Genomic DNA, 26072 nt, shown 5'->3' on the forward strand with positions numbered 1-26072 from the left:
CTTCTAAAAAAGCGAGCTCAAAAACTATGGGCAGTCAAAACCACGAACCACCCAATCGAGCATAAGCACCAGTCTAAAAACTCACTTACAGCTACCTGGCATCATGTTCAGCGGAGTACCAGTGCAACGCCAAGAAGCAATACGACCAGCATTGCCTAGTGCAGTTGGAGTTAGCGTGACAGTCACTGTTTGAGCATTGATAGTCCCAGTAGCTACCACTACACCAGTGGCATTGTTTACGTCCACCGCAGTGTTGTAAGCCCCCACCTGAGAAAGCGCATCACAGCCACTGTAATCAGCAGAGGCAAAGGTTGTTACGCTCTGGTTGATTTCTGTTACACAAGTGCGCGCACCACTAGCAGCCAATACGATTTCCGACGCACGAGCACGGTTGGTGTAATCCTGATAGGCCGGCAGCGCGATGGCAGCCAGAATACCGATGATCGCAACCACGATCATCAATTCAATCAGGGTAAAGCCTTTTTGCATTTGAGCTTTCATACAAATCTCTCCTAGGTGTGTTTAGGTCAACGACCTGTGATGCTTCCTGCACAGCCCATGCCAACAACAGAATAGAGCGCCCATCACGCAGCACAATCAATCCCAGCCTAAAGACCACTGCCTTACAGACACAAAGTGACCTTTTTTGTCACCCACAACAGCCGCGTTTGGCAGCCAAGATCAACTAGGCTATAAGGCGAGGATTGTTTAGGAGCATGCAATGAACGATAGCGTTTCCCTTACAGGCCTTGCACGGCAAATGGTGCTAGCCGAGCTGCTGGACGAAAAAGCAGCCCAGCAGGCACAAAGCCAAGCCCAGCGAAATAAATTGTCGCTGGTCACCTACCTAGTGCAGAACAAGCTGGTCAAAAGCCGCGTTCTGGCCGAGCTTGCATCCGAACAATTCGGTGTGTCATTCGTTGACTTGAATGCAATAGACAAGGAAAGCCAACCCAAAGACCTGGTAACCGAAAAACTGGTGCGCCAGCACCGCGTACTGCCGCTATGGCGTCGCGGTAACAAGCTTTTTATTGCCGTTTCCGACCCAACCAACCACCAAGCAGTCACTGACATTCAGTTCAGCACAGGGATGAATACAGAAGCCATCCTGGTCGAAGACGACAAGCTTGGTGAGGCAATCGAGAAATTCTTCGACTCAGCTGCAAGCGGCATGGAGGATCTCGGCGACATAGACCTCGACGGCCTCGATGTTGAAGCGGTCAATGACGATACGCAGGACAAAGGCGACGGCAACGCAGCCGATGATGCGCCAGTTGTACGCTTCGTTAATAAGATGCTATTGGATGCCATTAAAGGCGGCTCTTCGGATCTGCACTTTGAGCCTTACGAGAAAGCCTACCGTGTGCGCTTCCGCACCGACGGCATTCTGCACGAGATAGCTCGTCCGCCCATCCAGTTATCACCTCGTATTTCGGCTCGACTTAAGGTTATGGCAGGCCTGGATATTTCCGAGCGCCGCAAACCGCAAGATGGGCGCATCAAGATGCGTATATCCAAAAGCAAATCAATCGATTTTCGCGTCAGCACTTGCCCTACGCTATGGGGTGAGAAGATCGTAATGCGAATTCTTGACTCTGCAAGCGCCCAGATGGGCATCGACGCCCTTGGCTATGAAGAATCTCAAAAAGATCTCTACATGTCGGCACTCAAACAGCCTCAAGGGATGATCTTGGTAACCGGCCCAACCGGCTCTGGCAAAACCGTTTCGCTCTATACCGGCCTTAACATCCTAAATACCGTCGACGTGAATATCTCCACCGCCGAAGACCCGGTGGAAATCAACCTGGAAGGCATCAACCAGGTCAACGTCAACCCTAAGCAAGGCATGGACTTTACCGCCGCACTTAAATCGTTCCTGCGCCAGGACCCTGACATCATCATGGTTGGTGAGATACGCGACCTGGATACCGCATCCATCGCCATCAAAGCAGCACAAACTGGCCACATGGTCATGTCAACCCTGCACACCAACAGCGCAGCAGAAACACTGACTCGCCTGCGCAATATGGGTGTCCCCTCATTTAACATTGCCACCTCGGTAAACCTGATCATTGCCCAGCGCCTGGCTCGCAAGCTCTGCAATAACTGCAAAAAGGAAATACAGGTTCCCCGCGAAACCTTGCTTGAAGAAGGCTTCCCGGAGAATAAGATTGGCACTTTTAAGATTTTTGAGCCTGTAGGCTGCGAAAACTGCAATGGCGGCTACAAAGGTCGTGTCGGGATTTATGAAGTGGTTAAAAACACGCCGGCCCTACAACGGATTATCATGGAGGAAGGCAACTCTATTGATATTTCTATCCAGATGCGCAAAGACGGCTTTAATGACCTGCGTACTTCAGCGCTGCTGAAGGCCATGCAGGGCGTGACCAGCCTCGCTGAAGTGAACCGTGTGACTAAGGACTAACCGATGGCCGTTAAAGCACTAAAAACCAGCACTTTTGCTTGGGAAGGTACGAACAAGCAGGGTGCCAAAATAAAAGGTGAGGTCAGCGGCCAGAACCCAGCCCTGGTGAAGGCGCAACTGCGCAAGCAGGGCATAAATCCAACCAAAGTACGCAAAAAATCTGCATCCCTGTTCAGCGCCGGGAAAAAAATTAAGCCGATGGATATTGCGCTGTTTGCTCGGCAGATGGCCACCATGATGAAAGCCGGAGTACCTTTGCTTCAGTCTTTCGAAATTATTGGTGAGGGTCTAGACAACCCCAATATGCGCAAGCTGGTTGATGACATAAAACAGCACGTCGCTGCCGGTAATAGTTTTGCTGCGTCACTACGCACACGCCCAGAATACTTTGATGATTTATTTTGCAATTTAGTGGACGCCGGCGAACAAGCTGGTGCACTTGAGGACTTACTTGACCGAGTAGCCACCTACAAAGAAAAAACTGAAGCACTAAAGGCAAAAATTAAAAAAGCCATGAACTACCCAATAGCCGTAGTGGTTGTCGCAATTATCGTATCAGCAATTCTTCTTATAAAAGTAGTACCGCAATTCGAGACTGTATTTTCAAACTTCGGAGCGGAGCTACCTGCATTCACTCAGTTTGTTATCGGTATATCCCAAGCACTTCAAAAATGGTGGTTCGTCATACTTATTGCTATGTTTGCCGCTATTTTCACACTAGGGGAAACAAAAAAACGCTCTGAAAAGTTCAGAAACTGGATTGATCGAACAGCTTTAAAAGCACCAATTGTCGGCGACATTATCTACAAATCATCTGTTGCACGTTATGCCCGCACCCTAGCAACCACCTTCGCTGCAGGTGTACCACTTGTAGAGGCATTGGACTCTGTAGCTGGGGCTACTGGCAATATCGTATTCAAGAATGCCGTCAATAAAATCAAGCAAGATGTCAGCGCCGGTATGCAGCTGAACTTCTCTATGCGCAGCACGGCTGTATTCCCCTCAATGGCAATTCAAATGACCGCCATCGGTGAAGAGTCTGGTGCTTTGGATATGATGCTGGATAAGGTGGCCAGTTATTATGAAGCCGAGGTCGACAACGCTGTCGATGGTCTGACCAGCCTGATGGAGCCCCTTATTATGTCGGTACTGGGCGTACTTGTCGGCGGCCTGATCATCGCCATGTACTTACCAATTTTCCAACTGGGCGCAGTTGTTTAACCTATGTCCGTAATCGACTTCTTGGCCAGCCATGTGCTGGCCTTTATTTTATGTGCGCTGCTTATTGGCTTGCTAGTCGGTAGTTTTCTTAACGTACTGATTTATCGTCTGCCAAAGATGATGCAACGCGAGTGGCGCGAGCAGGCCCGTGAAATATTGGAGCTGCCTTCTGAGTCCCAAACAGCAACATTTAATCTGGTATTACCCAACTCAAGCTGCCCGCACTGCTCCCACGAGATAAAACCTTGGGAAAACGTTCCGGTTATCAGCTATCTGTTTTTACGCGGAAAGTGTTCAAGCTGTAAATCGCCAATCAGCCTGCGCTACCCGCTGATTGAGCTGACCTGCGGCTTGTTGTCGGCCTTTATCGCCTGGCATTTCGGCTTTACCTGGCAGGCTGGCGCGATGCTACTGCTGGCATGGGGCCTGCTGGCGATGAGCTTGATCGATGTCGATCATCAGCTGCTGCCAGACTCGCTGGTGCTACCTCTGCTGTGGCTAGGTTTGATTGCCAATAGTTTTGGCCTGTTTACCAGCCTGGAAGATGCGCTCTGGGGCGCGATTGCTGGCTATTTGAGCCTGTGGTCGGTGTACTGGCTGTTCAAGCTGGTAACGGGCAAGGAAGGCATGGGTTACGGTGACTTCAAGCTGCTGGCGATGCTCGGCGCATGGGGTGGCTGGCAGGTATTGCCGCTGACGATATTGCTGTCATCGTTGGTTGGCGCGGTGCTAGGCTTGGTCATGCTGCGCCTGCGAAACGCGGAAGCCAGCACGCCTATACCCTTCGGTCCTTACCTGGCGATTGCCGGTTGGATTGCCTTGATCTGGGGTGAGCAAATCACCTCCGGTTATCTGAAGATCGCCGGTTTCTGATAGAGCAACTTGACTCGGTCTGCATCCGGGTTAAGGTACCCCGTCAGCGACATCTCGAAAGCCCCTGCACTTAGCGGGCATATCCCTATCGTTCGCCAGCAGCCAATCAGCTGCACTACAATCGCGCCCCTGGATGACCGATACGAGCGCGAACTTTGACGACAAAACCCTGGATTCTTGGCCTTACCGGCGGCATTGGCAGCGGTAAGAGCGCTGTCGCTCAGCACTTTATTGATCTAGGCGTGCATCTGGTCGATGCCGATCATGCGGCGCGCTGGGTGGTTGAGCCGGGTAAGCCAGCGCTGGCCAAGATAGCCGAGCACTTCGGCAGCGATGTGTTGCAGGCCGACGGCCAGCTTGATCGCACAGCACTGCGAAACCGGATTTTTGCCGATGCCAATGAACGACGCTGGCTCGAAGCGCTACTGCATCCGCTTATCGGCCAGGAAATCATCCAGTACCTAGCGCGCGCAGAATCACCCTATGCCATTCTGGTTTCGCCACTGCTGGTTGAGTCAGGCCAGCACAAGCTGACCCAGCGCATACTGGTGGTGGACGCACCTGAAAAGCTGCAAGTGCAGCGCACCATGGCTCGCGACCAGAGCTCCAACGAACAGGTGCAGGCTATTCTCAAAGCCCAGGCCAGCCGTGCAGAACGCCTGCAACATGCCCATGACGTACTGCTTAATGATCAAGACTTGCCCTGGCTGCGAGCCGAAGTGGAACGACTCCACACCTTTTACCTAAGCCTACGCGGAGGCCAAGCATGAGTACGCCAACCCTAGTCGCCTGCCCCACCTGTAGCGCCCCCGTCGAATGGGGCCCGCAAAGCCCGAGCCGGCCATTCTGCAGCGAACGCTGCAAGCTGATCGACCTCGGCGCCTGGGCCTCAGAAGAGCACGCGATCGCCGGCAACCCGCTGGAAGATGATCTGTTCTCTGGCGAGCTACCGCCGCGCGAGCACTGATAGTTAAGGCCGCATAAAGCTGTAATCGCGCTCGTCATCCAGATTGTCCGCGAGAAACTGCAGCTCGGCGGCCAGATCCGCCGCGCTGCGCCCGGCCCGGCTACGCTCGACTACTGCGCTGAGTAAAGCCCGCAGCGCCATGGCCTGATCAAAACACTGCGCCTCTACACCCTGCAAACTCTGCTCGATTGCCTGCCTCGCCCATTGATGCACGCCCATGTCACGTCCTCTCTGTTGATAGATGCAAGATCGCGCATAGCCATTCGCGCAACTTGATCTGGATCAACCAGCACAACGCAATCGAAACGCTGAAGGGCGCGCCATCAGCGCGGCAGATCATCCCCCTTCCAGGGCGCGGCCAGATAACGCGTGCGGTTGAAGGTCTCCAGCCAGTCTGGATAGAACACCACCAGCGCAGTCACCAGCATGCCGTTGATAAAGGCCTCGGGGAAAATCACCAGCCAGAGGTAGCCGATAAAATCCTCCAGCCAGGGCGGCATCGGGAACAACCCGTCCACCCAAAGCAAGGTGAAGGCGGCAGCGATACACAGCAAGGCAGCCAGCGCAGCGGCTAAGAAGCCGCTGAAGAATATGTAGACGAACAGATTGCGAGGCTGCTTTTTCTCAACCCAAAGCGCGCAGGCTTCGGTCACCCACACGGGTATCACCACCAGCAGCACGCCATTAACACCCAGGGCGGCAAGATCCTGTCGGCCCAGCACCAGCAGCCCCAGCTGGGCAATCAACCCCACCAGCATGGCCAACGGCCAATCCAGCAGCAAGGTGACCGCCGTCATGCCGATAAAGTGATAGGACAGGCCCGAGTCGAAATCCCGACGCACCAACCACAGCACAAACAGCGCCAGCGCTGTACCACCCAGCAAATGCTGACGACGCAGATCACTGCAGAGCTCGACCCAGGGCGCACGCCAGATCGCCCAGCACAGCAGCGGCAGATAGATCAGCCAACCCAGTATCAGACTGGTGGAAGACAACAAGTGCGCGGCAATCATGCGGAACAACCCCCCAAGCCATCGTGGCCGACTTATGCAGTCTACAACTGCGGGCTCCAGCAACACATGAAAAGCACGCAACAACCGCCGCAGAGGGGTACCAACAACCCAACCGCGCAGGCTAAGCTGAGCCTATGGATGACTCAGACTATTTGCGCCTGCTGACGCACCAGGCCGAACAAGCCAATGCCTTTCTCTCCAACGCGCGCAAGTGGGAGCGCGAGCGCTGGGTCTGCCAGCGCCTGCTGCAAGCCTTGAACGTCAGCCACCGCCTGGATGAATTCAGCGCCGCCAACCATGAACCACCCGACGTATTGTTCCGCGAGGCCAGCTTTGAAGTGTTCTTCGTCCTCGACGAAGGCCGTCGCCTGAATGATGAATGGCGTGCCGAACTGGAACGACGACGCAGCGCGTTTTCCCTCAGCCAACTGGTGCGGCGCGAAACCAAACCACGGCGCATTGCCGCCGCCGAACTGCAACAGCGGCTGACGCCCACCCTGCGCAAAAAAGCCCACAACTACAAAGAGCGCGGCCTCGACCTGGGCGAGCTGGACTTGCTCGCCTACGTCAACCTGAAGCGCGCCGTGCCAGACTTCAACAGCCACTTTCCACCACCGACCGAGTTTCTCCGCCAAGGATGGCGCTCGCTATCACTGGTCGGCCCGACTTTTGCCCGCGTGCTGTTCGCCCACCCGAGCGCACCCGACTTTCTGCGCCACAACCTCGGTCGCAGCATACTTTTCGATGTAGGTATCAGCCTGTGAGTCCTCTGCATGAACTGCTTGCCGCCGTACCTCAGCAAGGCTGTGTACGCTGGATAGGCGTGCGCCCCGCATCGCGAGCAACGATGATTGAATTGGACGCCGTGGAAGCGCGCCGTGAAGCAGGCCTCACCGGCGACCACAGCCGGCCGGGGCCGCGCAATGCCAGGCAAGTCACCCTAATTCAATGGGAACACCTCGCGGTGATAAGCGCCTTAATGGGTCGCCCTACCGAACAGCCGATCAACCCGATTGAACTGCGGCGCAATATCGCCATAAGTGGCATCAACCTATTCAGCCTCAAGGGCCGACGCTTCCGCCTCGGCCAGGCGATACTGGAAACCACCGGCTGGTGCCAACCCTGCGCCAAGCTGGAGGAACGCTTAGGGCTTGGTACCTTTCAGGCCATGCGCGGCCACGGCGGAATTACCGCGCGCGTGCTACAAGGGGGCATTATTCGCTTGAATGACGCCCTGCGCGTTGAGCCTTTATAAGTCGCGCGGCTAGAATGCCCAGCACTTCAGCCTGCAATCGATCCCATCAATTGCCAACCGGCCCCTTAATTCGAGGCACGCATGTCCAGTCGCCTGAATCCTGATGATCAAAAACGTGTCGAGCAATACCTTAGCGCTCCGCAACATCAGGTCGAGCGCCAGCCGTTCAAAGTCTGGCGACTGCTGCTGATCATCGTAATGGTCACGATTGGTCTGGGTGTGCTGAGCCGTCTTCTGAGTCGACTGGTGCTATGAGCTGCTTAGCGCTCGCCCACTGCGACTCGCCACTTTTTCTTAAAAGCCTTGTGAGCGTGTCTGATGACTCATCAAATCGTAATTGTCGGCGGCGGCGCCGGCGGACTGGAGCTTGCTACCCGCCTGGGTAGAACCCTGGGTAAACGCAGCCAAGCCAAGATCACCCTGGTTGACGCCAACCTGACCCACATCTGGAAACCGCTGCTGCACGAAGTGGCCGCGGGCTCGCTGAACTCCTCAGGTGATGAACTCAACTACGTGGCGCAAGCCAAATGGAATCACTTCGAATTCCAACTGGGGCGGATGTGCGACCTCAATCGCGCAGAAAAACGTATCAGCCTTGCTGCCACCCTGGATGATCAGGGGCAGGTGCTCATGCCTGCGCGCGAGCTCAGCTATGACAGCCTGGTTATTGCTGTGGGAAGTACCACCAATGACTTCGGAACGTCGGGCGCCGCCGAGCACTGCCTGTTTCTCGACACCCGCGAGCAGGCCGAACGCTTCCACCACCAACTGCTCAGCCACTACCTGCGCGCGCACGCCAGCCAAAGCGTAGCTACCGAGCTAATCAACATCGCCATCGTCGGCGCCGGCGCAACAGGTGTTGAACTGGCCGCCGAACTGCACCATGCCGCACGCGAATTGGCTGCCTACGGCTTGGATCGGATCAGCCCGGAAAACATGCGCATCACCCTGATTGAAGCCGGCCCCAGGGTCTTGCCTGCCCTGCCGGAGCGGATCAGCCAGCCCGTGCATAAGACCTTGGAGAAACTCGGCGTAACCGTCCTCACCGGCGCAGCCGTCAGCCAGGTCACTCGCGAGGCGCTGCATACCGCGCAAGGTCAAGTCATCCCAGCCACCTTGAAAGTCTGGGCGGCGGGGATTCGCGCACCTGACTTCCTTAAAGAGCTGGATGGCCTGGAAAGTAATCGCATCAACCAATTGCAGGTGCGCCTGACACTGCAAACCACCCTGGACGACAACATTTTTGCCTTCGGCGACTGCGCCGCCTGCCCACAACCCGGCAGCGAAGGACGCAACGTGCCGCCGCGCGCGCAAGCGGCGCATCAGCAAGCCTCGTTGCTGGCTAAATCGCTGAAGCTGTGCATTGAGGGCAAAGCCCTGCCGGAATACCGCTACCGCGATTACGGCTCACTGATCTCGCTGTCGACCTTCTCTGCGGTCGGCAACCTGATGGGCAACCTGACCGGCAGCGTTATGCTCGAAGGCTGGCTGGCCAGGATGTTCTACGTCTCGCTCTACCGCATGCACCAGATCGCTCTATACGGCGTCACCCGCACACTGCTGATGATGCTTGGCGACCGCATCGGCCGCAGCACCGAGCCGCGTCTAAAGCTGCATTGATTGGCTCAACCCTATCCACAGGAACTCGCCATGGCCGCCCAGCACCATGTGCGGCATGGCCAGTTCTTGAGTTTAAATCCGCCAAAGAATGGAGGTCGACATAAATCGCAGGCAATAAAAAACCCGCACTAGGCGGGTTTTTTATCATTCAAGCATGCTTGAAATGGTGGGTCGTGTGGGATTCGAACCTACGACCAATTGGTTAAAAGCCAACTGCTCTACCAACTGAGCTAACGACCCAAAAATGGTCGGGGTAGGGGGATTCGAACTCCCGACATCCTGCTCCCAAAGCAGGCGCGCTACCGGACTGCGCTATACCCCGATGAAAGATTGGCTCCGCGACCAGGACTCGAACCTGGGACCCAATGATTAACAGTCATTTGCTCTACCGACTGAGCTATCGCGGAACTACTTGCTTCCGTTCTCAGAAACTGGAGCCGGTTATTAAATCGTTTCCCGTGTCTAAGGCGCGCCATTTTACGTTTCCGCGCGCGCCTGTCAACCCCTTAAATTGCTTTTAGTACAATGATTTGCAGCTGCGTGAGCGGCTGCTATATCTTCACTAGGTCTGTATTCATTGCAGGACGCACAAGCCGTAAGGCTCCAGCCAGGAAAGTCCATGAGTAACCAGGGCACACCGCCAAATCCACCCGGCTCAACGCACACCCTTGCCAGCCGTGGCATCCAGCCACGCTTCGGCGACTTGGTGCAAAGTTGTCGAAAACTAGTGATGAACCGCCTGGCTGAACACCTGACGGGGGTCTTTGCCCAGGTCGACGACACGCTGTTCGAATGCGCCGAAAAAGCCGAGAACAATCAGGTGCAAACCCTGTTCTTCGACAACATGCGCGAGATCCGCCGACAGCGTCCGCAGATTGAACGCAGCTATCATCAGCAAATTGCACAGAATTTCTCTGATTTCCTCGAAGGCAAACTCAAGCCACCGCCCAGCACCAGCAAGCTGGACGCTGAGCACATGGCGTTGGTGCAAAACGAGGATTATGAAGAAAGCCTGCAAGTCACCAATATGGTCAGCCGGGTCAAGGCGCGCTGCGCGCAATCACTGTTTGCTCTGGAACAACGCCTGGCACTCCTTAATAACGGCCAGAAACTGGGTGAGGACATCAATCCCTTTGGCCCGCAGATGATTGCCCAGGCGTTTCGCGATGCTCTGACGCCCTGCCCATTTCCACTGCGTATAAAGGTCATCCTTTATACGTTGTTTGATACACATGTTATGCAGAGCCTGGACAGCATCTATACCGCATTGAATCAACGCCTGATCGATGCAGGTGTGCTGCCAAATTTGAAGTACACCGCACAGCGCAACAATCCACTGCTGCGGCCTAAAACCTCGACTGCCGCTCCGACCGAGCAAGCACCTCAAGGCAGCAGCTCCGCCAGCAACAGCCAGACCGGTACGCCTTCGGCACCAGCGCCAGGGCAATCCTACAAGCCTGTCATTACAGACCTCAGCGGCCCACCACCGAGTGACCCCCTGGAATTGCTCGGCAGCCTGGCGACACTACTGGGTGAACACCGCCAGCGCGATATTGACGCGCCACTCCTTGGCGGCACGCGCAGCATTGCCAGCTTCACACCGCGCGAGGCGACCAGCACCTACAGCGCCTCAGCCCTGCTGGATGCGCTGAATCGCATGCAGCAACAATCAGCCAACGACCTGTCGCAGCGGCTGAGTCGCCCGCAACAGGTAGAAGGCCTCAAGGCAGATTTGCAACAGCAGCTGGAGGCGCACAGCGAGTTACCGGGCCAGCAGAAGGTTTCTGACCAAGAAGCCGACGTGATCGACCTGGTCGGCATGCTGTTCGACTTTATCCTCGACGACGACAACCTGCCGGACACGTGCAAGACCACCCTATCCCACTTGCATACGCCCTACCTGAAAGTGGCACTGCAGGACAAAGCGCTGTTCACCCAGCACCACCACCCGGCCCGGCGCCTGCTCAATGCCATGGCCCAAGCCGGTGTTCTATATGGCGGGGAAGGCGACGAACGCGGTCTGCTGGCCAAAATGCAGTGGGTGGTTGAGCGGGTTATCCATGATTTTTTCGGCGACCTGCAACTGTTTAACAACCTACTGGAGGAGTTCAACGAATTCGTTGCGACACTCCGCCATAAGGTCGAGCTGCGCGAGCGCCGTGCAGTAGAAGCGGCCAAAGGCCGCGACAAACTGCTTGGCGCTCGTCAGCATGCAGTCGAAGTGATCGGCAACAGCCTGAATAATCGTCAACCGCCGACCATCATCCGCAACTTCCTCGAACTAACCTGGGCGGACGTACTGGTCTTTGTACTGCTGCGCAATGGTGAGCAGAGCCCGGAATGGCAGCGCGCCTGCGAAGCGGCCGAGCAACTGGCCTGGAGTGGCACCCTGCTTGACGACGCCGGCCGTGAGCGCCTGCAGAAATTACGCGTACCGCTGCTCGAAGACCTGCGCAAAGGCCTGGAGCTGCTGGGCGGCTACCACGAAGACGGCATCCGCCGGCTGCTGCAGGACCTCGTGGCCTGCCAACATGCCGTACAGGCTAAACAGCCACAAGTGGCCGCCCAGCTCAAACCCATCCTGCCCGAGAGCCCACTCGGCGCCATGCTCGGTGAAGACGCCGCGCTGGCCACTCTGGCACCACGCGAATCAACACTCTCGACGCGCGCGCTGGCGCTGGCTAAAGAGCTGGGACATATCGAGTTCGGCACCTGGTTCGAGTTCGTCAATGGCGAGCAGGTGCGCACACTCAAGTTGTCCTGGTTCAGCCCAACAACTCGCAACTACATGTTTGTCGACCAGAGCGGCCAGCGCGTAGCAATCAAGCCACTCACCCAGCTGGCCACTGAAATGGAACAAGGGCTGGCGCGCATCGTCACCCCCGAACGAGGTGCACCACTGGTGGACCGTGCCCTTACCGCCATTTACCGCGTGCTCCAGCGTTTTACCGGGCGCACGGCTGAGCCTCAAGAATAAGGAACTCCTATGGATGACGAACGTCGCCTGCACAGCCGGCATAACGCCGAAGTGCAGCTGGAAGTCTTCGACCTACACACGGGACAACGCCTGGGCCGCGTGGTCGACCTGTCCGCCGACGGCTTTATGTTGTTTAGCGATACGCCGCTGGCCGCCGACGAGTTGGTGGAGTGCCGCCTAGTGAGTGAGCAACCGGTAGAGGGCGTCTGTGAAATCACCCTCGGCGCTGATTGCCTGTGGAGTCGTCCTGGCGCCGACGGCCAGCACTGTTGGGCCGGCTTTCACATCATTGACCTGGCAGAAGACCAGGCTGCCGCACTGGAAGTCCTGCTCAAGCACCTGTAATCCGCCCCAATAAAAACACCCCGGTCAGCGCCAACTGAACCGGGGTGTTTTTTTATTTTGCAGCCCTATTGTGGCCGACAGCGTTTAACCAAAGACGATTTCATCGCCCTCAACCTTACCTGTCACACTGCTGCCTGGGGCGAACTTGCCGGCCAGAATCAGCTGGGCCAAGGGGTTTTCGATCCAGCGCTGCACAGCACGCTTGAGCGGGCGAGCACCATAGACCGGGTCGTAACCAACGGCGATCAGCTTATCCAAGGCCTCATCGGACAACTCCAGGCTCAGCTCACGCTCAGCCAGTCGCTGACGCAAACGGCTCAGCTGGATTTGTGCGATACCAGCAATCTGGTCGCGAGCCAGCGGCTCGAAGATCACCACCTCATCAATCCGGTTGATAAATTCCGGACGGAAGTGTGTGCCCACCGCATCCATCACAGCTGCGCGCTGCGCCTCACGATCACCAACCAGCTCCTGAATCTGCGAGGAGCCAAGGTTGGATGTCATCACGATCACGGTGTTCTTGAAATCCACGGTGCGGCCATGGCTGTCAGTCAGACGACCATCTTCAAGCACCTGCAACAGCACGTTGAACACGTCTGGATGCGCCTTCTCCACCTCATCCAGCAGGATCACCGAATAAGGCTTACGGCGTACCGCCTCGGTTAAATAACCGCCCTCTTCGTAACCGACATAACCCGGTGGTGCTCCGATCAGCCGCGCCACGGAGTGCTTCTCCATAAACTCGGACATGTCGATACGCACCAATGCCTCTTCGGTATCGAACAGAAACTCAGCCAACGCCTTGCACAGTTCAGTTTTACCGACCCCGGTTGGACCAAGGAAGAGGAACGAACCACTTGGCCGATTCGGGTCGGACAACCCGGCGCGGGAGCGCCGCACGGCGTTAGCCACAGCGACTACGGCTTCGTTCTGACCGATCACCCGCTGATGCAGCAGCCCTTCCATCTTCAGCAACTTATCGCGCTCACCTTCGAGCATCTTGCTTACCGGAATACCGGTCCACTTCGACACCACTTCGGCGATTTCTTCCTCGGTGACCTTGCTACGCAGCAACTGGTTCTCGCTTTTACCGTGCTGATCGACCATCTGCAGGCTGCGCTCCAGGTCGGGAATAATCCCGTACTGCAGCTCGGCCATGCGGTTGAGGTCACCCTTGCGCCGCGCCGCCTCAAGCTCCTGACGGGCCTGCTCGATCTTCTGCTGGATCTGCGCGGAGCCTTGCACCTCAGCCTTCTCAGACTTCCAGATTTCCTCCAGGTCGGCGTATTCGCGCTCCAGGCGCGCAATGTCTTCGTTAAGCTTGGCCAGGCGCTTGATCGCCGCTTCGTCGTCTTCTTTCTTCAACGCCTGGGCTTCAACCTTGAGCTGAATCAGACGGCGCTCAAGGCGGTCGAGCACCTCAGGCTTGGAATCGATCTCCATACGAATGCGGCTGGCCGCTTCGTCGATCAGGTCGATGGCCTTGTCCGGCAGCTGACGATCGGTGATATAGCGATGCGACAACTTGGCCGCGGCAATGATCGCACCGTCAGTGATGGCCACCTTGTGGTGCACCTCGTAGCGTTCTTTCAGACCACGCAGGATGGCGATTGTGTCTTCTTCGCTCGGCTCATCGACCAGCACTTTCTGAAAGCGCCGCTCTAGCGCTGCGTCTTTCTCGATGTACTGGCGGTACTCGTTGAGCGTGGTCGCGCCGACGCAGTGCAATTCACCGCGCGCCAGCGATGGCTTGAGCATATTGCCAGCATCCATCGAGCCCTCGCCCTTGCCGGCGCCAACCATGGTGTGCAACTCATCGATAAACAGGATGATCCGCCCTTCCTGCTTGCTCAGCTCATTGAGCACCGCCTTCAGGCGCTCCTCGAACTCGCCGCGAAACTTGGCACCCGCGATCAGCGCGCCCATATCCAGCGACAGCAGGCGCTTATCCTTCAGGCCATCCGGTACCTCGCCATTGACGATGCGCTGGGCCAGGCCTTCGGCAATCGCAGTTTTACCGACGCCCGGTTCGCCGATCAGCACCGGGTTGTTCTTGGTGCGGCGCTGCAATACCTGAATGGTGCGGCGAATCTCGTCGTCACGGCCGATTACCGGGTCGAGCTTGCCTTCTTCGGCACGCTTGGTCAGGTCGACGGTGTATTTATCCAGAGCCTGGCGATTTTCCTCGACGTTCGGGTCATTTACCGCATCGCCGCCGCGCAGGTTGGTCACGGCATTTTCCAGTGCCTTACGGCTAACGCCCTGACCAAGCAACAGCTTGCCCAGCTTGGTGTTCTCATCCATCGCAGCCAGCAGCACCAGCTCGCTGGAGATAAATTGGTCGCCCTTCTGCTGCGACAAGCGATCAGCCTGATTGAGCAGACGCGCCAGGTCCTGCGACAGATTGACGTCGCCGGATGGATTCTGGATTTTGCCCAGCTGATCCAGCTCCTTGCCCAAAGCCAGGCGCAGGCTGTTGACATCAAAACCGACCTGCATCAGCAGCGGTTTGATCGAGCCGCCCTGCTGTTCGAGTAATGCCTGCATCAGGTGCAGCGGCTCAATGGCCGCATGGTCCAGACCAACGGCCAGTGACTGCGCATCGGAGAGCGCGAGTTGCAACTTGCTGGTTAAACGATCAATACGCATAAACAATCAACCCTCGTGGTGATGGCAGGCCGGCGCACTGAATCGCACCCAAACAGAAAGCCTGCGAGATGAAGAGTAGATGAGGACGATTGTGCGGGTTTCAAGCCGAGCTGCGTTGACCTGGGTCATTTGCCGCAACAGTGCCGCAGCTGCGGCACGCGAGGATCAGTTAACCAACCAGATCAGGCTGGCAAAGCGCCCGGTTTGCGCAGAACGGCGATAGGAGAAGAAACGTGGATCGTTGAAGGTGCAGAAATCACCGCCGTACACCGCGTCAACGCCACAGGCGGCCAGACGAATACGCGCCAGCTGGTAGATATCAGCCATAAATTTGCCCACATTGACGCTGGGCTGGAATGCTGACGCGGCTTGCGCATGCTGAGCAACAAAGGCTTCACGCACCTCACCGCCTACTTCGAAGGCCTGCGGACCAATCGCTGGCCCCAACCAGACCAGCACCTGATCTGCCGGCACTGCCAATTGATCCAGGGTGGCTTCAAGCACCCCGGCAGCCAGACCGCGCCAGCCAGCATGAGCTGCCGCAACACGAGTACCGGCTCGATCACAGAACAGCACGGGCAGGCAGTCCGCGGTCATTACTGTGCAGGCGATACCTGGCTTTTTCGTCCAGCTGGCGTCGGCTTCAAGTACCAGAGCAGGGTTGGCCTCAACCACTGCAACACCATGCACTTGCTGCAACCAGGCGGGCTTGCAGCCGAGCAGGCTGACCAATCGCTGACGGTTTTTCAGCACGGCCTTTGGTTCGTCGCCAACATGCTCGCCCAGATTGCAGCTATCGAACGGCGCAACACTGACACCACCACTGCGGGTCGTGACGCTGGTTTTGACTCTTGCTGGCGCGGGCCATTGTGGTGTTAGCCAATCGTGCATCCTGTCACCCTGCTCCCTATTCGCCACTCGCGTTAGTCAGACCGTGCTCAGCCGATAAACGCTTCACGGTCCTGACGCAGCAGCGTCAGCAACCAGACAAAGTCATCCGGCAGTGGCGATTGCCATTTCATGCGCTCACCGGTGATCGGATGATCCAACTCCAGGAAACGCGCATGCAAGGCCTGACGCGGGAACTCCTTGAGAGTTTGCACCATGCTCGGATTGGCGGCAGGAGGTATGCGGAAGCGCCCACCGTAGACTGGATCGCCTACCAACGGATAACCGATATGGCTCATGTGCACGCGAATCTGGTGTGTACGGCCAGTTTCCAGCTTGACTCGCGCATGGGTGTGCGACCGATAACGCTCCAGCACCCGGTAATGGCTGACCGCCGGTTTGCCACCATCACTCACCGCCATGCGCTGGCGCTGCGAGGAGCTGCGGCCAATCGGCGCGTTGATCTTGCCGCCGGAGGTGATCACGCCAATCACGATGCACTCGTAGATACGGCTGACCGAGCGCTTCTGCAACTGATCGACCAAACGGGTCTGCGCCTCGATGGTTTTGGCCACCACCATAAGGCCAGTGGTGTCTTTATCCAGACGGTGCACGATGCCGGCACGCGGCACGTTGATAATATCCGGCACGTGGTGCAGTAAAGCGTTAAGCAGGGTGCCATCAGCATGCCCGGCAGCCGGATGTACAACCAGACCGGCCGGTTTGTCGATCACCAGAATCTGTTCGTCTTCGTAGACGATGTTTAGCGCGATGTCCTGAGCGATCCATTCGCCCTGGGCTTCCTGCTCGGCGTTCAACGCCAGCAGTGCACCGCCATGGACGATGTCGCGCGGGCGCAACACCTCACCATCGACGGTCAGCAGACCCTCTTTGATCCAGGCAGACAGACGCGAACGCGAGTGCTCGGCGAACAGGAGTGCGGCGACTTGATCGAGGCGTTGACCGCCCATTTCATAGGGCACCTCGGCGTTCAGTTCAATGATCTGCTTATTAATAGAGGACATGCTCAGCAACAGAGGGGGGCATAGCTTTTGGTTTCGGCTACACGCTTGTGGTTAAATACGGCGTCTTTGCCCCAGGGATACCGGGGGCGCTCATCATAACAGGACGGCTTTGCTCAAGACAGCCGCCGTCACAGGGACGCAAGCCGCCATGCAAGTGAAACACCTGCTGCTGATCGCAATCCTCGCCCTCACTGCCGCCTGCTCATCGAAAGAGGTGGTCGACGAAAACCTGAGCGAGACCGAACTCTACCAGCAGGCACAGGCCGACCTGGATAATAGTAGCTACACCAGCGCCGTCGCCAAGCTCAAGGCACTGGAGTCGCGCTACCCGTTCGGCCGTTATGCCGAGCAAGCGCAGCTAGAACTGATCTACGCCTACTACAAGAACGTTGAGCCTGAAGCGGCCAAGTCCGCAGCGGACCGTTTTATCCGCCTGCACCCGCAGCACGCTAACGTGGATTACGCCTACTACCTCAAAGGCCTGGCTTCGTTTGACCAGGACCGCGGCCTGATTGCCCGCTTCGTTCCGCTGGACATGACCAAGCGCGACCCGGGCGCCGCCCGCGACTCTTACAATGAGTTCGCCCAGCTCACCAGCCGCTTCCCGACTAGCCGCTACGCACCAGACGCCAAGCAGCGCATGATCTACCTGCGCAATCTGCTGGCCGCCTATGAGATTCACGTGGCGCACTACTACCTGACGCGTAACGCCTATGTGGCAGCAGCCAACCGTGGCCGCTATGTGGTGGAAAACTTCCAGGAAACCCCAGCTGTCGGCGACGGCCTGGCGGTAATGACCGAGGCCTACCAGCGCCTGACCCTGGATGACCTGGCGGCTACCAGCCTGGAAACTCTCAAGCTCAACTATCCGGACCACCCAAGCCTAGTCGACGGCCAGTTTGTCCCGCGCGAAGAAGAAGCCGACAGTCGCTCCTGGCTGGCAAAGGCGACCTTGGGCTTGATTGAAACTGACACCCCGCTGCCACCGGGTGAAACCCGCGCCAGCCAGGATGTGATTCGCCAGTATGAAGATGCCGAAGAGCAAATCCCGGATGACCTCAAGGCCGGCACCAGCGAAGAAAAACCGAGCCGTTCCTGGTTCAGCTACTTGACCTTTGGCCTGTTCGACTAAGCCAAAATAGGTAATGAAAAATGGGAGGCCCGATGCCTCCCTTTTTTATTGGGGCGACGGCAGGGAGTACGAGGCAGGCCTGCCGTACACAAAACAACACCGCATGCTTCGCCAATCGACGCAAGAAACGGCGCTCAGCGCACAGCTTCAAGACTGGGCGCACGCAAACGGCTTAGCTAAACTGCCCGCCTACCGACAGAAAGAGAGCACCATGGGCCTGTTCCGCTTATTGTTCTGGATTGCCATCATTGCGGCCGCTTTTTGGCTGTGGCGGCGCTTTACTCGCACGCCAACTGCACGCCCCGAAGACCGCAACACTGGTGCAGCCCCAATGGTTCGCTGTGCACACTGCGGCACTCATGTACCCCGCAGTCATGCACTGGCTAAAGATGAACAGTGGTTTTGCAGCCAAACGCACCTAGAACAAGGCCCGCAATCCGGTGAGCGCTGATTTCCCCCTGAGCGGGGAGCAAAGCTGGCGAATCCTGCGGCTCTATCACCTCTACCGCCTGGTAATCGGCATTACCCTGGCGCTGCTGATCTCCAGCGACCTCGACGCTCAACTGCTGGACATGATGCACCCGGCACTCTTCCGTAATGGCAGCTGGGTTTACCTCGCCCTCAACGTCCTGATCATCGCCACCGTTCGACGCCCCAAGCGCCTGGCGCAAGTATTCAGCCTCGCACTGGTCGATGTGATTCTGCTTTCGGGGTTGTTCTATGCCGCCGGCGGCACCCCCAGCGGCATCGGCAACCTGCTGATTGTCGCCGTCGCGATCGCCAACATCCTGTTGCGCGGACGTATAGGCCTGCTGATTGCCGCAGTCGCCGCAACGGGCATGATCTACCTGACCTTCTATCTCAGCCTCAGCCGACCGGCTGCTGCCGCACAGTACGTGCAGGCTGGCGCACTTGGCGCGCTGTGCTTCGCTGCTGCATTGTTTGTGCAGGGTCTTACACGCCGACTGCAAGTCAGCGAAAGCCTGGCCGAGCAACGTGCAGCGGATGTCGCTAACCTGGAGGCGCTGAACGCCCTGATCCTGCAACGGATGCGTACTGGCATTCTGGTGCTCGACGAACTGCACCGCGTGCTGCTGGCCAACCAAGGCGCCAACCACCTGCTAGGGCACGCGGACCTGAATGGCAAAATTCTCGACCCGCACTGTCCCGAGCTGATCAAACGCATGCAGCAATGGTCGCACAACCCCAGCCTGCGCCCCGCCAGCTTACAAGCTGCCCCCGATGGCCGAGTGCTGCAACCTAGCTTTATTGCTCTGCAGCGCGGCGAGCATAAACACACCCTGATTTTTCTCGACGACATCTCCCAGATCGCTCAGCAGGCGCAGCAGCTCAAACTTGCTTCGCTGGGCCGCCTCACAGCGGGTATCGCCCATGAGATTCGCAACCCCCTGGGCGCAATCAGCCACGCAGCACAACTGCTGCAGGAATCCGAAGAGCTGGAAGGTCCGGACCTGCGCCTGGCGCAGATCATCCAGGATCACTCGCGACGAATGAACCTGGTGATCGAGAACGTCCTGCAACTGTCGCGACGGCGCCAGGCCGAACCACAACTGCTCGATCTGAAGTATTGGTTACACCGTTTCGCCAGTGAATTCCGCAGCAGTGCGGCTGCCGGGCAGACACTGCACCTGGAAACCAGCAGCGGCAGCATTCAAACCCGAATGGACCCGCACCAGCTCACACAGGTGCTGAGCAATCTGGTGGAGAATGGCCTGCGCTACAGCGCACAAAAGAACAAGCAGGGCCAAGTCTGGCTAAAGCTGTTCCGCGACCCGGAAAGCGAGCTACCGGTACTTGAAGTGCTGGACGACGGCCCTGGCGTTGCCGAAGAGCAACTGCACCACTTGTTCGAACCGTTCTACACCACAGAAAACAAGGGTACCGGCCTGGGCCTGTATATTTCCCGCGAACTGTGCGAAAGCAACCAGGCACGCCTCGACTATAAACTGCGTGACGGTGGCGGCAGCTGCCTACGCATCACCTTCGCACACCCGCGCAAACTGAGCTGACCATGACCCGCCAGAGAGCCTTGATCGTCGATGACGAACCGGATATTCGCGAACTTCTGGAAATCACCCTGGGGCGCATGAAGCTCGACACCCGAAGCGCGCGCAACGTCAAGGAAGCCCGCGAATGGCTAGCGAAAGAGCCCTTCGACCTGTGCCTGACCGATATGCGCCTACCTGATGGTACAGGCCTTGAGCTGGTGCAACATATTCTGCTGCGCCACCCGCAAGTGCCCGTGGCGATGATCACCGCTTATGGCAGCCTGGACACCGCGATCAATGCTTTGAAGGCTGGCGCATTCGACTTTCTGACCAAGCCGGTGGACCTCGGCCGCCTACGTGAACTGGTCGCAGCCGCACTGCGTCTGCGTAGCGCCGATGGCGAAGAGCTGCCGGTGGACAGCCGCCTGCTCGGCGACTCACCGCCGATGAAGGCGATGCGCAAACAGATCCTTAAGCTCGCACGTAGCCAGGCACCGGTGTACATCAGCGGCGAATCTGGCAGCGGCAAGGAGCTGGTCGCCCGCCTGATCCACGAGCAAGGCTCACGTGGTGATCAGCCCTTTATCCCAGTCAACTGCGGCGCCATCCCCACCGAGCTGATGGAAAGCGAGTTTTTCGGTCATAAAAAAGGCAGTTTTACGGGCGCCATCGAAGACAAACAAGGCCTGTTTCAAGCAGCCAACGGCGGCACCCTGTTCCTCGACGAGGTCGCCGACCTGCCACTGCCAATGCAAGTTAAATTGCTACGTGCAATTCAGGAGAAAGCCGTACGCGCCGTGGGCGGCCAGCAGGAGCTGATCGTCGACGTACGCATCCTCTGCGCCACCCACAAGGACCTGGCCGGCGAGGTCGCGGCTGGACGCTTCCGCCAGGACCTGTATTACCGCCTTAACGTGATCGAGCTGCGCGTACCCGCACTACGCGAACGCCGCGAAGACATTGCCCTGCTAGCAAGCATCATGCTCAAGCGCCTGGCCGAGGGCACAGGCCTCAGCCCAGCCAAGCTGGATGACGACGCACTGGAGAAACTCAAAAGCTACCGCTTTCCGGGCAACGTGCGCGAACTGGAGAACATGCTCGAACGCGCCTACACCCTGTGCGAAGACGATCGCATCACCACCAGCGACCTGCGCCTGGCCGACAGCATGCCGATCAGTGAGAACGGCGAAGCCAACCTCGCACAGATCGATAATCTGGAAGACTACCTGGAAGCCATCGAGCGCAAACTGATCATGCAAGCTCTGGAAGAAACCCGCTGGAACCGCACCGCCGCTGCTCAGCGCCTGGGCCTGAGTTTTCGCTCGATGCGCTATCGGCTAAAAAAGCTCGGCATCGACTAACGCAAGCATTCATTACGGGAGGGGCTTTAGCCGCAAGCCCCTCGCAGTGAAACACTCAACAAGTCGAACCCAAGCGCCCAGTAGGCGCATAAGGCGCGGGATCAACAATAGGCTCACGCCCCAGCATCAGGTCAGCCAGCAACTGGCACGACGCCGGCGCCAGCACCAGCCCATTGCGGTAGTGCCCGCAGTTCAGCCACAGCCCTTCATGCCCCGGCACGGGCCCAATAAACGGAATGCCCTCTGGCGAACCAGGCCGCAGCCCTGCCCAATGCCCCACCACCTCAGCCTCCGCCAGCGCCGGCAACAGCTCGATAGCAGAGGCTTTCAAGCTGGCCAGCGCCTCATCAGTTGGCGTTTTATCGAAGCCCGCATGCTCAAGCGTGCTACCAATCAGAACGTGCCCATCACGACGCGGGATTGCATAACGCCCCTTCGCCAGCACTATGGCCGGTAGAAAGTCTTCGCGGCACTTGTACAGAATCATCTGACCTTTGACCGGCACCACCGGTAACTCGATGCCAAGGGTCGCCATCAGCTCGCCACTCCATGCACCGGCAGTCAGCACCACCTGATCGGCATACATATCACCCTGTGCGGTGTGCACACCTGTGATACGCCCACCCTCGCGAATAAACCCACTCACCGCACAATGCTCATGCATGGTGACATTCGGCATCTGCTGCAATGCTGCCCGCAGCGCTTTGACCAACCGCGGGTTACGCACATTCGCCACATCCGCCATCCGCACCGCCCGCCCAAAGCCCTCAGCCAAGGCCGGCACCGCCCGCTCGACCGCAGCAACATCCACAGACCGCAGCGGCCGCCCCTCACGCCAAGCCCAGGCAAGCGCCTCAGCTTCGTCATCAAGATCAAGCCAATACAACCCGGTGACATACACCTCCGGATCAATCTGCGTCTGCGCCAACAGCTGCTGACCCAACAGCGGATAAAAATCCTGTGACCAATGTGCCAACGCCGTTACTGCAGGGTTGTAACGCCAAGGATAGAGAGGTGAAACGATCCCACCGCCGGCCCAGGACGACTCCTCGCCCACCTGAAATCGATCAAGCAAAACGACATCTACATTTTGCCGAGCGAGTAAATAGGCACCAAGCATACCCACTACACCACCGCCCACTGACAAGACCCGCATAACACTGACACCCCGCCGGAAGGAAAACTTACACAGCAACACTGAATTGACTACAGGCGTAATGCCTGTACATGCGCAAACTCAATTACACGGAGCTATAGAGGGTTCAGGATGAACACCAAAACTATTAAGGGCTTTACCCTGCACGAATTACTAATCAGTACAGCAATTGTCTCTGTACTCGCTTGGAGCATGGGGCCACTGGGCCAAGTAGTAGCAAAACAACGCCTTCAAGCGGCACACAGCGAACTTGCCACACTCATCTCTATGGCACGTTGGCAGGCCATGACTAACACCAGCAGAGTAACACTCTGCCCACTTCAGGATCATGGCCGGTGCCAGCTACCCTGGTCCGGGACCCTCACAACCTTTATCGACAACAACGGTAATCGCACGCTAGATCCAGGCGAGGAAATCATCGCCAGCATTAAGCTGCCTAGCCACACAACCCTAACCTGGCGCGGCATGAACCCAACACACTCGCTGCATTTCAGCGGCAATGGCATGACCTTTGTTAGTAACGGCACATTTACTCTGTGCCATACCAATATCGACGAGACACGGCGCATAACCCTAAACAAACAAGGACGCCTGAAAAGCGAAAGCTTAAATAGCACCTGCCCACACTGACCACTCAAGCAGCAAATGCCGCCAGCCATCCACCCTGTATTGAATGGACGAACCGCAGAAGCCAAGATGAGAGTGAAAGTTTCCCTTCGAGAACGCCCATGCTGCGAAGTAAAGGATTTACCCTCATAGAACTGATGATCACTGTTGCCATTCTGGGCATCATTCTAGGGCTCGCTGTGCCTGCCATGGGAGATTTTGCTGTACGCCAGCGCGTCAGCGGCCAAGCCAGTGAGCTGATGCTCGCATTGGCCTTCGCCCGCTCTGAGGCCGTCAAGCAGAATAGTGAAATCGCCGTTATACCGGTTACTAATGCCGCTACTGGCTGGGCTGAGGGCTGGTGTGTCGGCCCAGCCAACAGCATGCCTGACTGCTCAAGTAATAACCGCCTACGCATCTTCGAGCCTAAAACTGGCGTAACTGTTAGCAGCAACTTTCTCCAAGCCACTAATAAGCTGGTGTTTCAACGTGATGGCACGTGCTCCCTATGTGGAAGCACACCATTCAAAATCACGTCTAACAAGCTAAAAGCGGACCCGGCAGACGCCCGCTGCATCGACATCAATCGCCAAGGGCGCTCCAGTATTCGCAAAGTCCCTCGTGACACAGCATGTTCTTAAAAAGGATGAGACTGTTCATGCACATTAATAGCTCACAGCAACGCGGCAGCTCTCTGATCGAAGTATTGATCACTCTGCTGATATTTACCGTTGGCATGCTCGGCCTAGCAGCACTCCAACTTAACGCACTGCAAGGTTCTAGCGACAGCGCCCAACGCTCGCAGTCAACCTGGGTCCTGCAAGACATCGCCGAGCGCATTCGCGCCAACCCGGCCGGTACCGCCGCCCAATACGCAGCGGCACCAAACTGCGCTAACCCGCCAGTTTCCCGCTGCGCGGACTACTATGACCCCGCAACGTCAGCCAAGGTGACTGCACAAAACTGCACTGCCGCACAAATGGCCGCATTCGACCGCTGGGAATCACAGTGCAGCTATGCAGGCCTGGCTTCGAACACCATCAACGGGCGCTTTACGAGTCGCGACTTCATTACTCCGCCTGACAACAACATCACCTTGGGTATTGTTGCCGCAGGTAACACCATTACGCTGCAGGGTTTCTGGCTGGGCCGTGCTGGTGCAGGCAAAAACACCTTCGCCCCCGGTATTCCTGCCTTTGAGGTGCGCCGATGAACATCAGAAACCTCACCATTACACGTCGCACCCAACTTGGCCTTTCGTTAATTGAATTAATGGTTGCCATGGCGTTGGGTCTTTTACTGATGACAGGCGTTATTCAGGTATTCCTCTCTAGCCGGCAAACCTACGCCGCCAACGAGGCAATGGGTCGACTTCAGGAAAACGGGCGATTCGCCTTAGAGTTTGTTGCACGCAGCGCACGTTTGGCAGGCTATACCGACCCAGTTTTTGAGGGCGATAAGCCTCTCACACTCCTTCCTGAAGATTGCAGCGGTTTTGCCCCAGATGTAAAAGAAGACATCTGTGATGACCCTAAACACACCCCTGGAACGAGTACTGCTGCTTTCGTCTATCAACCACCCATTACAGATGGATTACGTCGCGACTGCCAAGGAACAGCCGTAGCCGACGACACACTCATAATTAGTCAATACTTAATATCGGCAGGAGCTCTGTCCTGCCGAAGCTATAACCTTAAAACACTTGCATGGATTTCAGGCCCTGACGCACAAGAACTCATTTCAGGGGTAGACAGCCTTCAAGCTCTCTATGGGATTAACACCAGCGGTGACTCCCGCAGCGCCAACCAATATGTCTCGGCCGATCGTGTCACTAACTGGAACAATGTGCGCGCTGTCCGTATTGCTGTTTTAGCCAATTCGGTCGAGCCGTTAACTCCGGCTCCGGCGCAGCGTAACTTTGTATTGCTGGATGCCGCCCCAATCAGCTTTGCCGATAACCGGGCACGGCAAATATTCAGCACCACTATCCAGCTCAAGAACACCTTTTGAGGCGAACCATGCACATCCAACTCGCACACTCTCACGCACAAAGAGGTGCCACGCTAATCGTGGCTCTGGTCTTCTTGCTGGTACTGACCATTGCTGGTGTTACCGCAATGCGCTTCTCCACTTTTGAAGAGCGTATGGCTAGCAATAGTCAGTTCCGTAATCAAGTCTTCCAACAAGCTCAAAATGAACTGCGTGCACAGCAACTTGCCTTTAATACTGCACCCATATTTCGTCAACCGCTAGTCAATGCGATGGCAAATAAGAACAACTCTAAAGATGCTGCAGAAATAGCCGCCATACAAAATGCTGCACTGCCTGCAACCGCCGGCCCCGCCGAAGCCATCGCCCCGTTAACCGGCACAGTTATCGCTTCAAACTCTGTGCGTTACGTCTGGGAAAAACCCTGCGAAGACGGCTCCAGCGTCGAACGATTTGTTTGTGTTGATTTTCATATGGAAGCTCGAGCAGAGCTCGCAAGCGGCACCTACTCCTGGCAAGCCCAGGGCCTGACCTTCCAGAACACTAAGTGAGCATATAACC

At 57.1% G+C, this 26072-nt stretch carries 27 protein-coding genes and 3 tRNA genes; 20 read left to right on the top strand and 10 right to left on the bottom strand.

Annotation, left to right across the window (positions count from 1 at the left end):
- Nucleotides 1-81 precede the first annotated feature (81 nt).
- Nucleotides 82-501: a prepilin-type N-terminal cleavage/methylation domain-containing protein gene (locus ALTER154_RS05180; protein WP_160085526.1), complete on the bottom strand. Its 420-nt coding sequence runs from the start codon at nucleotides 499-501 to the stop codon at nucleotides 82-84.
- A gap of 220 nt (nucleotides 502-721) precedes the next feature.
- On the opposite strand from ALTER154_RS05180, the gene pilB reads away from it, so the two are divergent.
- The 5 genes from pilB (at nucleotide 722) to yacG (ending at nucleotide 5486) form a co-directional block, all read left to right on the top strand.
- On the top strand, nucleotides 722-2425 hold the full coding sequence (gene pilB, locus ALTER154_RS05185) for a type IV-A pilus assembly ATPase PilB (RefSeq protein WP_160085527.1): 1704 nt from the start codon (nucleotides 722-724) through the stop codon (nucleotides 2423-2425).
- Nucleotides 2426-2428: 3 nt separating this feature from the next.
- Entirely contained in the window at nucleotides 2429-3646 is a 1218-nt protein-coding gene (locus ALTER154_RS05190; RefSeq protein WP_160085528.1) for a type II secretion system F family protein, read from the top strand.
- 3 nt (nucleotides 3647-3649) lie between these two features.
- A complete protein-coding gene (locus ALTER154_RS05195) occupies nucleotides 3650-4519 on the top strand; it encodes an A24 family peptidase (protein WP_160085529.1) in 870 nt (289 codons plus the stop codon).
- 155 nt (nucleotides 4520-4674) lie between these two features.
- Nucleotides 4675-5289, top strand: coding sequence for a dephospho-CoA kinase (coaE, locus tag ALTER154_RS05200; RefSeq protein WP_160085530.1), 615 nt, complete (start codon nucleotides 4675-4677; stop codon nucleotides 5287-5289).
- A complete protein-coding gene (gene yacG, locus ALTER154_RS05205; RefSeq protein WP_090249319.1) occupies nucleotides 5286-5486 on the top strand; it encodes a DNA gyrase inhibitor YacG in 201 nt (66 codons plus the stop codon). The genes coaE and yacG overlap by 4 nt, the downstream gene beginning before the upstream one ends.
- Before the next feature lie 3 nt (nucleotides 5487-5489).
- Here the strand turns inward: yacG and ALTER154_RS05210 are convergent, their stop codons facing one another.
- Nucleotides 5490-5705: a hypothetical protein gene (locus ALTER154_RS05210; protein ID WP_160085531.1), complete on the bottom strand. Its 216-nt coding sequence runs from the start codon at nucleotides 5703-5705 to the stop codon at nucleotides 5490-5492.
- 104 nt (nucleotides 5706-5809) lie between these two features.
- Nucleotides 5810-6499 (bottom strand): energy-coupling factor ABC transporter permease, encoded by a 690-nt coding sequence (locus tag ALTER154_RS05215; protein ID WP_160085532.1) that lies wholly within the window; start codon nucleotides 6497-6499, stop codon nucleotides 5810-5812.
- Between the two features lie 134 nt (nucleotides 6500-6633).
- Here ALTER154_RS05215 and ALTER154_RS05220 point away from each other — a divergent pair, with 134 nt between their 5' ends.
- The 4 genes from ALTER154_RS05220 to ALTER154_RS05235 all read left to right on the top strand — a co-directional run bounded on the left by ALTER154_RS05220 (nucleotide 6634) and on the right by ALTER154_RS05235 (nucleotide 9374).
- Nucleotides 6634-7263 (top strand): DUF1780 domain-containing protein, encoded by a 630-nt coding sequence (locus ALTER154_RS05220; RefSeq protein WP_160085533.1) that lies wholly within the window; start codon nucleotides 6634-6636, stop codon nucleotides 7261-7263.
- Nucleotides 7260-7754, top strand: a complete 495-nt coding sequence (locus tag ALTER154_RS05225) for an MOSC domain-containing protein (RefSeq protein ID WP_090249328.1) — start codon at nucleotides 7260-7262, stop codon at nucleotides 7752-7754. Before ALTER154_RS05220 ends, ALTER154_RS05225 begins: the two co-directional genes overlap by 4 nt.
- An 81-nt stretch (nucleotides 7755-7835) precedes the next feature.
- Nucleotides 7836-8009, top strand: coding sequence for a DUF3094 family protein (locus ALTER154_RS05230; protein WP_160085534.1), 174 nt, complete (start codon nucleotides 7836-7838; stop codon nucleotides 8007-8009).
- 63 nt (nucleotides 8010-8072) lie between these two features.
- Nucleotides 8073-9374: an NAD(P)/FAD-dependent oxidoreductase gene (locus tag ALTER154_RS05235; protein WP_160085535.1), complete on the top strand. Its 1302-nt coding sequence runs from the start codon at nucleotides 8073-8075 to the stop codon at nucleotides 9372-9374.
- Between the two features lie 164 nt (nucleotides 9375-9538).
- On the opposite strand, the gene ALTER154_RS05240 is transcribed toward ALTER154_RS05235, so the two are convergent.
- The 3 genes from ALTER154_RS05240 to ALTER154_RS05250 all read right to left on the bottom strand — a co-directional run bounded on the left by ALTER154_RS05240 (nucleotide 9539) and on the right by ALTER154_RS05250 (nucleotide 9781).
- Nucleotides 9539-9614, bottom strand: a tRNA-Lys gene (locus ALTER154_RS05240).
- A 5-nt stretch (nucleotides 9615-9619) separates the two neighbouring features.
- Nucleotides 9620-9696: transfer RNA gene (locus ALTER154_RS05245), tRNA-Pro, on the bottom strand.
- 9 nt (nucleotides 9697-9705) lie between these two features.
- A tRNA-Asn gene (locus ALTER154_RS05250) sits at nucleotides 9706-9781 on the bottom strand.
- Between the two features lie 212 nt (nucleotides 9782-9993).
- Here ALTER154_RS05250 and ALTER154_RS05255 point away from each other — a divergent pair.
- Both ALTER154_RS05255 and ALTER154_RS05260 read left to right on the top strand, forming a co-directional pair.
- A complete protein-coding gene (locus ALTER154_RS05255; RefSeq protein ID WP_160085536.1) occupies nucleotides 9994-12351 on the top strand; it encodes a DUF1631 domain-containing protein in 2358 nt (785 codons plus the stop codon).
- A 9-nt stretch (nucleotides 12352-12360) separates the two neighbouring features.
- Nucleotides 12361-12696: a PilZ domain-containing protein gene (locus ALTER154_RS05260; RefSeq protein ID WP_090249340.1), complete on the top strand. Its 336-nt coding sequence runs from the start codon at nucleotides 12361-12363 to the stop codon at nucleotides 12694-12696.
- Between the two features lie 84 nt (nucleotides 12697-12780).
- Here the strand turns inward: ALTER154_RS05260 and clpB are convergent, their stop codons facing one another.
- The 3 genes from clpB to rluD all read right to left on the bottom strand — a co-directional run bounded on the left by clpB (nucleotide 12781) and on the right by rluD (nucleotide 17258).
- Complete coding sequence (gene clpB / locus ALTER154_RS05265; protein WP_160085537.1) at nucleotides 12781-15345, bottom strand: ATP-dependent chaperone ClpB; 2565 nt, start codon at nucleotides 15343-15345, stop codon at nucleotides 12781-12783.
- A 165-nt stretch (nucleotides 15346-15510) separates the two neighbouring features.
- Complete coding sequence (gene pgeF / locus ALTER154_RS05270) at nucleotides 15511-16236, bottom strand: peptidoglycan editing factor PgeF (protein WP_160085538.1); 726 nt, start codon at nucleotides 16234-16236, stop codon at nucleotides 15511-15513.
- Nucleotides 16237-16283: 47 nt separating this feature from the next.
- Complete coding sequence (gene rluD, locus ALTER154_RS05275) at nucleotides 16284-17258, bottom strand: 23S rRNA pseudouridine(1911/1915/1917) synthase RluD (protein ID WP_160085539.1); 975 nt, start codon at nucleotides 17256-17258, stop codon at nucleotides 16284-16286.
- Nucleotides 17259-17406: 148 nt separating this feature from the next.
- Between rluD and ALTER154_RS05280 the strand changes: the two genes are divergently transcribed.
- The 4 genes from ALTER154_RS05280 (at nucleotide 17407) to ALTER154_RS05295 (ending at nucleotide 21760) form a co-directional block, all read left to right on the top strand.
- Nucleotides 17407-18390 carry an outer membrane protein assembly factor BamD gene (locus ALTER154_RS05280; protein ID WP_160085540.1) on the top strand — a complete coding sequence of 328 codons (984 nt, stop codon included), beginning with the start codon at nucleotides 17407-17409 and terminating at the stop codon, nucleotides 18388-18390.
- 211 nt (nucleotides 18391-18601) lie between these two features.
- On the top strand, nucleotides 18602-18841 hold the full coding sequence (locus tag ALTER154_RS05285) for a PP0621 family protein (RefSeq protein WP_090249352.1): 240 nt from the start codon (nucleotides 18602-18604) through the stop codon (nucleotides 18839-18841).
- Entirely contained in the window at nucleotides 18831-20420 is a 1590-nt protein-coding gene (locus tag ALTER154_RS05290; RefSeq protein ID WP_160085541.1) for a PAS domain-containing sensor histidine kinase, read from the top strand. The genes ALTER154_RS05285 and ALTER154_RS05290 overlap by 11 nt, the downstream gene beginning before the upstream one ends.
- Nucleotides 20421-20422: 2 nt before the next feature.
- Nucleotides 20423-21760 (top strand): sigma-54 dependent transcriptional regulator, encoded by a 1338-nt coding sequence (locus tag ALTER154_RS05295; RefSeq protein WP_160085542.1) that lies wholly within the window; start codon nucleotides 20423-20425, stop codon nucleotides 21758-21760.
- A 55-nt stretch (nucleotides 21761-21815) separates the two neighbouring features.
- On the opposite strand, the gene thiO is transcribed toward ALTER154_RS05295, so the two are convergent.
- Entirely contained in the window at nucleotides 21816-22916 is a 1101-nt protein-coding gene (gene thiO / locus ALTER154_RS05300; RefSeq protein ID WP_160085543.1) for a glycine oxidase ThiO, read from the bottom strand.
- Nucleotides 22917-23027: 111 nt separating this feature from the next.
- Here thiO and ALTER154_RS05305 point away from each other — a divergent pair, with 111 nt between their 5' ends.
- From ALTER154_RS05305 to ALTER154_RS05325, 5 genes are all read left to right on the top strand, one after another.
- Complete coding sequence (locus ALTER154_RS05305; protein WP_160090021.1) at nucleotides 23028-23546, top strand: GspH/FimT family pseudopilin; 519 nt, start codon at nucleotides 23028-23030, stop codon at nucleotides 23544-23546.
- Between the two features lie 98 nt (nucleotides 23547-23644).
- On the top strand, nucleotides 23645-24163 hold the full coding sequence (locus tag ALTER154_RS05310; RefSeq protein ID WP_160085544.1) for a GspH/FimT family pseudopilin: 519 nt from the start codon (nucleotides 23645-23647) through the stop codon (nucleotides 24161-24163).
- Nucleotides 24164-24180: 17 nt separating this feature from the next.
- On the top strand, nucleotides 24181-24735 hold the full coding sequence (pilV, locus tag ALTER154_RS05315; protein ID WP_160085545.1) for a type IV pilus modification protein PilV: 555 nt from the start codon (nucleotides 24181-24183) through the stop codon (nucleotides 24733-24735).
- Entirely contained in the window at nucleotides 24732-25532 is an 801-nt protein-coding gene (locus ALTER154_RS05320; protein WP_160085546.1) for a PilW family protein, read from the top strand. Before pilV ends, ALTER154_RS05320 begins: the two co-directional genes overlap by 4 nt.
- An 8-nt stretch (nucleotides 25533-25540) precedes the next feature.
- Nucleotides 25541-26062, top strand: a complete 522-nt coding sequence (locus tag ALTER154_RS05325) for a PilX N-terminal domain-containing pilus assembly protein (RefSeq protein ID WP_160085547.1) — start codon at nucleotides 25541-25543, stop codon at nucleotides 26060-26062.
- The last annotated feature ends 10 nt before the right edge of the window (nucleotides 26063-26072 follow it).

It is taken from the genome of Pseudomonas sp. 9AZ (genome assembly GCF_902506525.1).
Classification (GTDB): domain Bacteria; phylum Pseudomonadota; class Gammaproteobacteria; order Pseudomonadales; family Pseudomonadaceae; genus Aquipseudomonas; species Aquipseudomonas peli.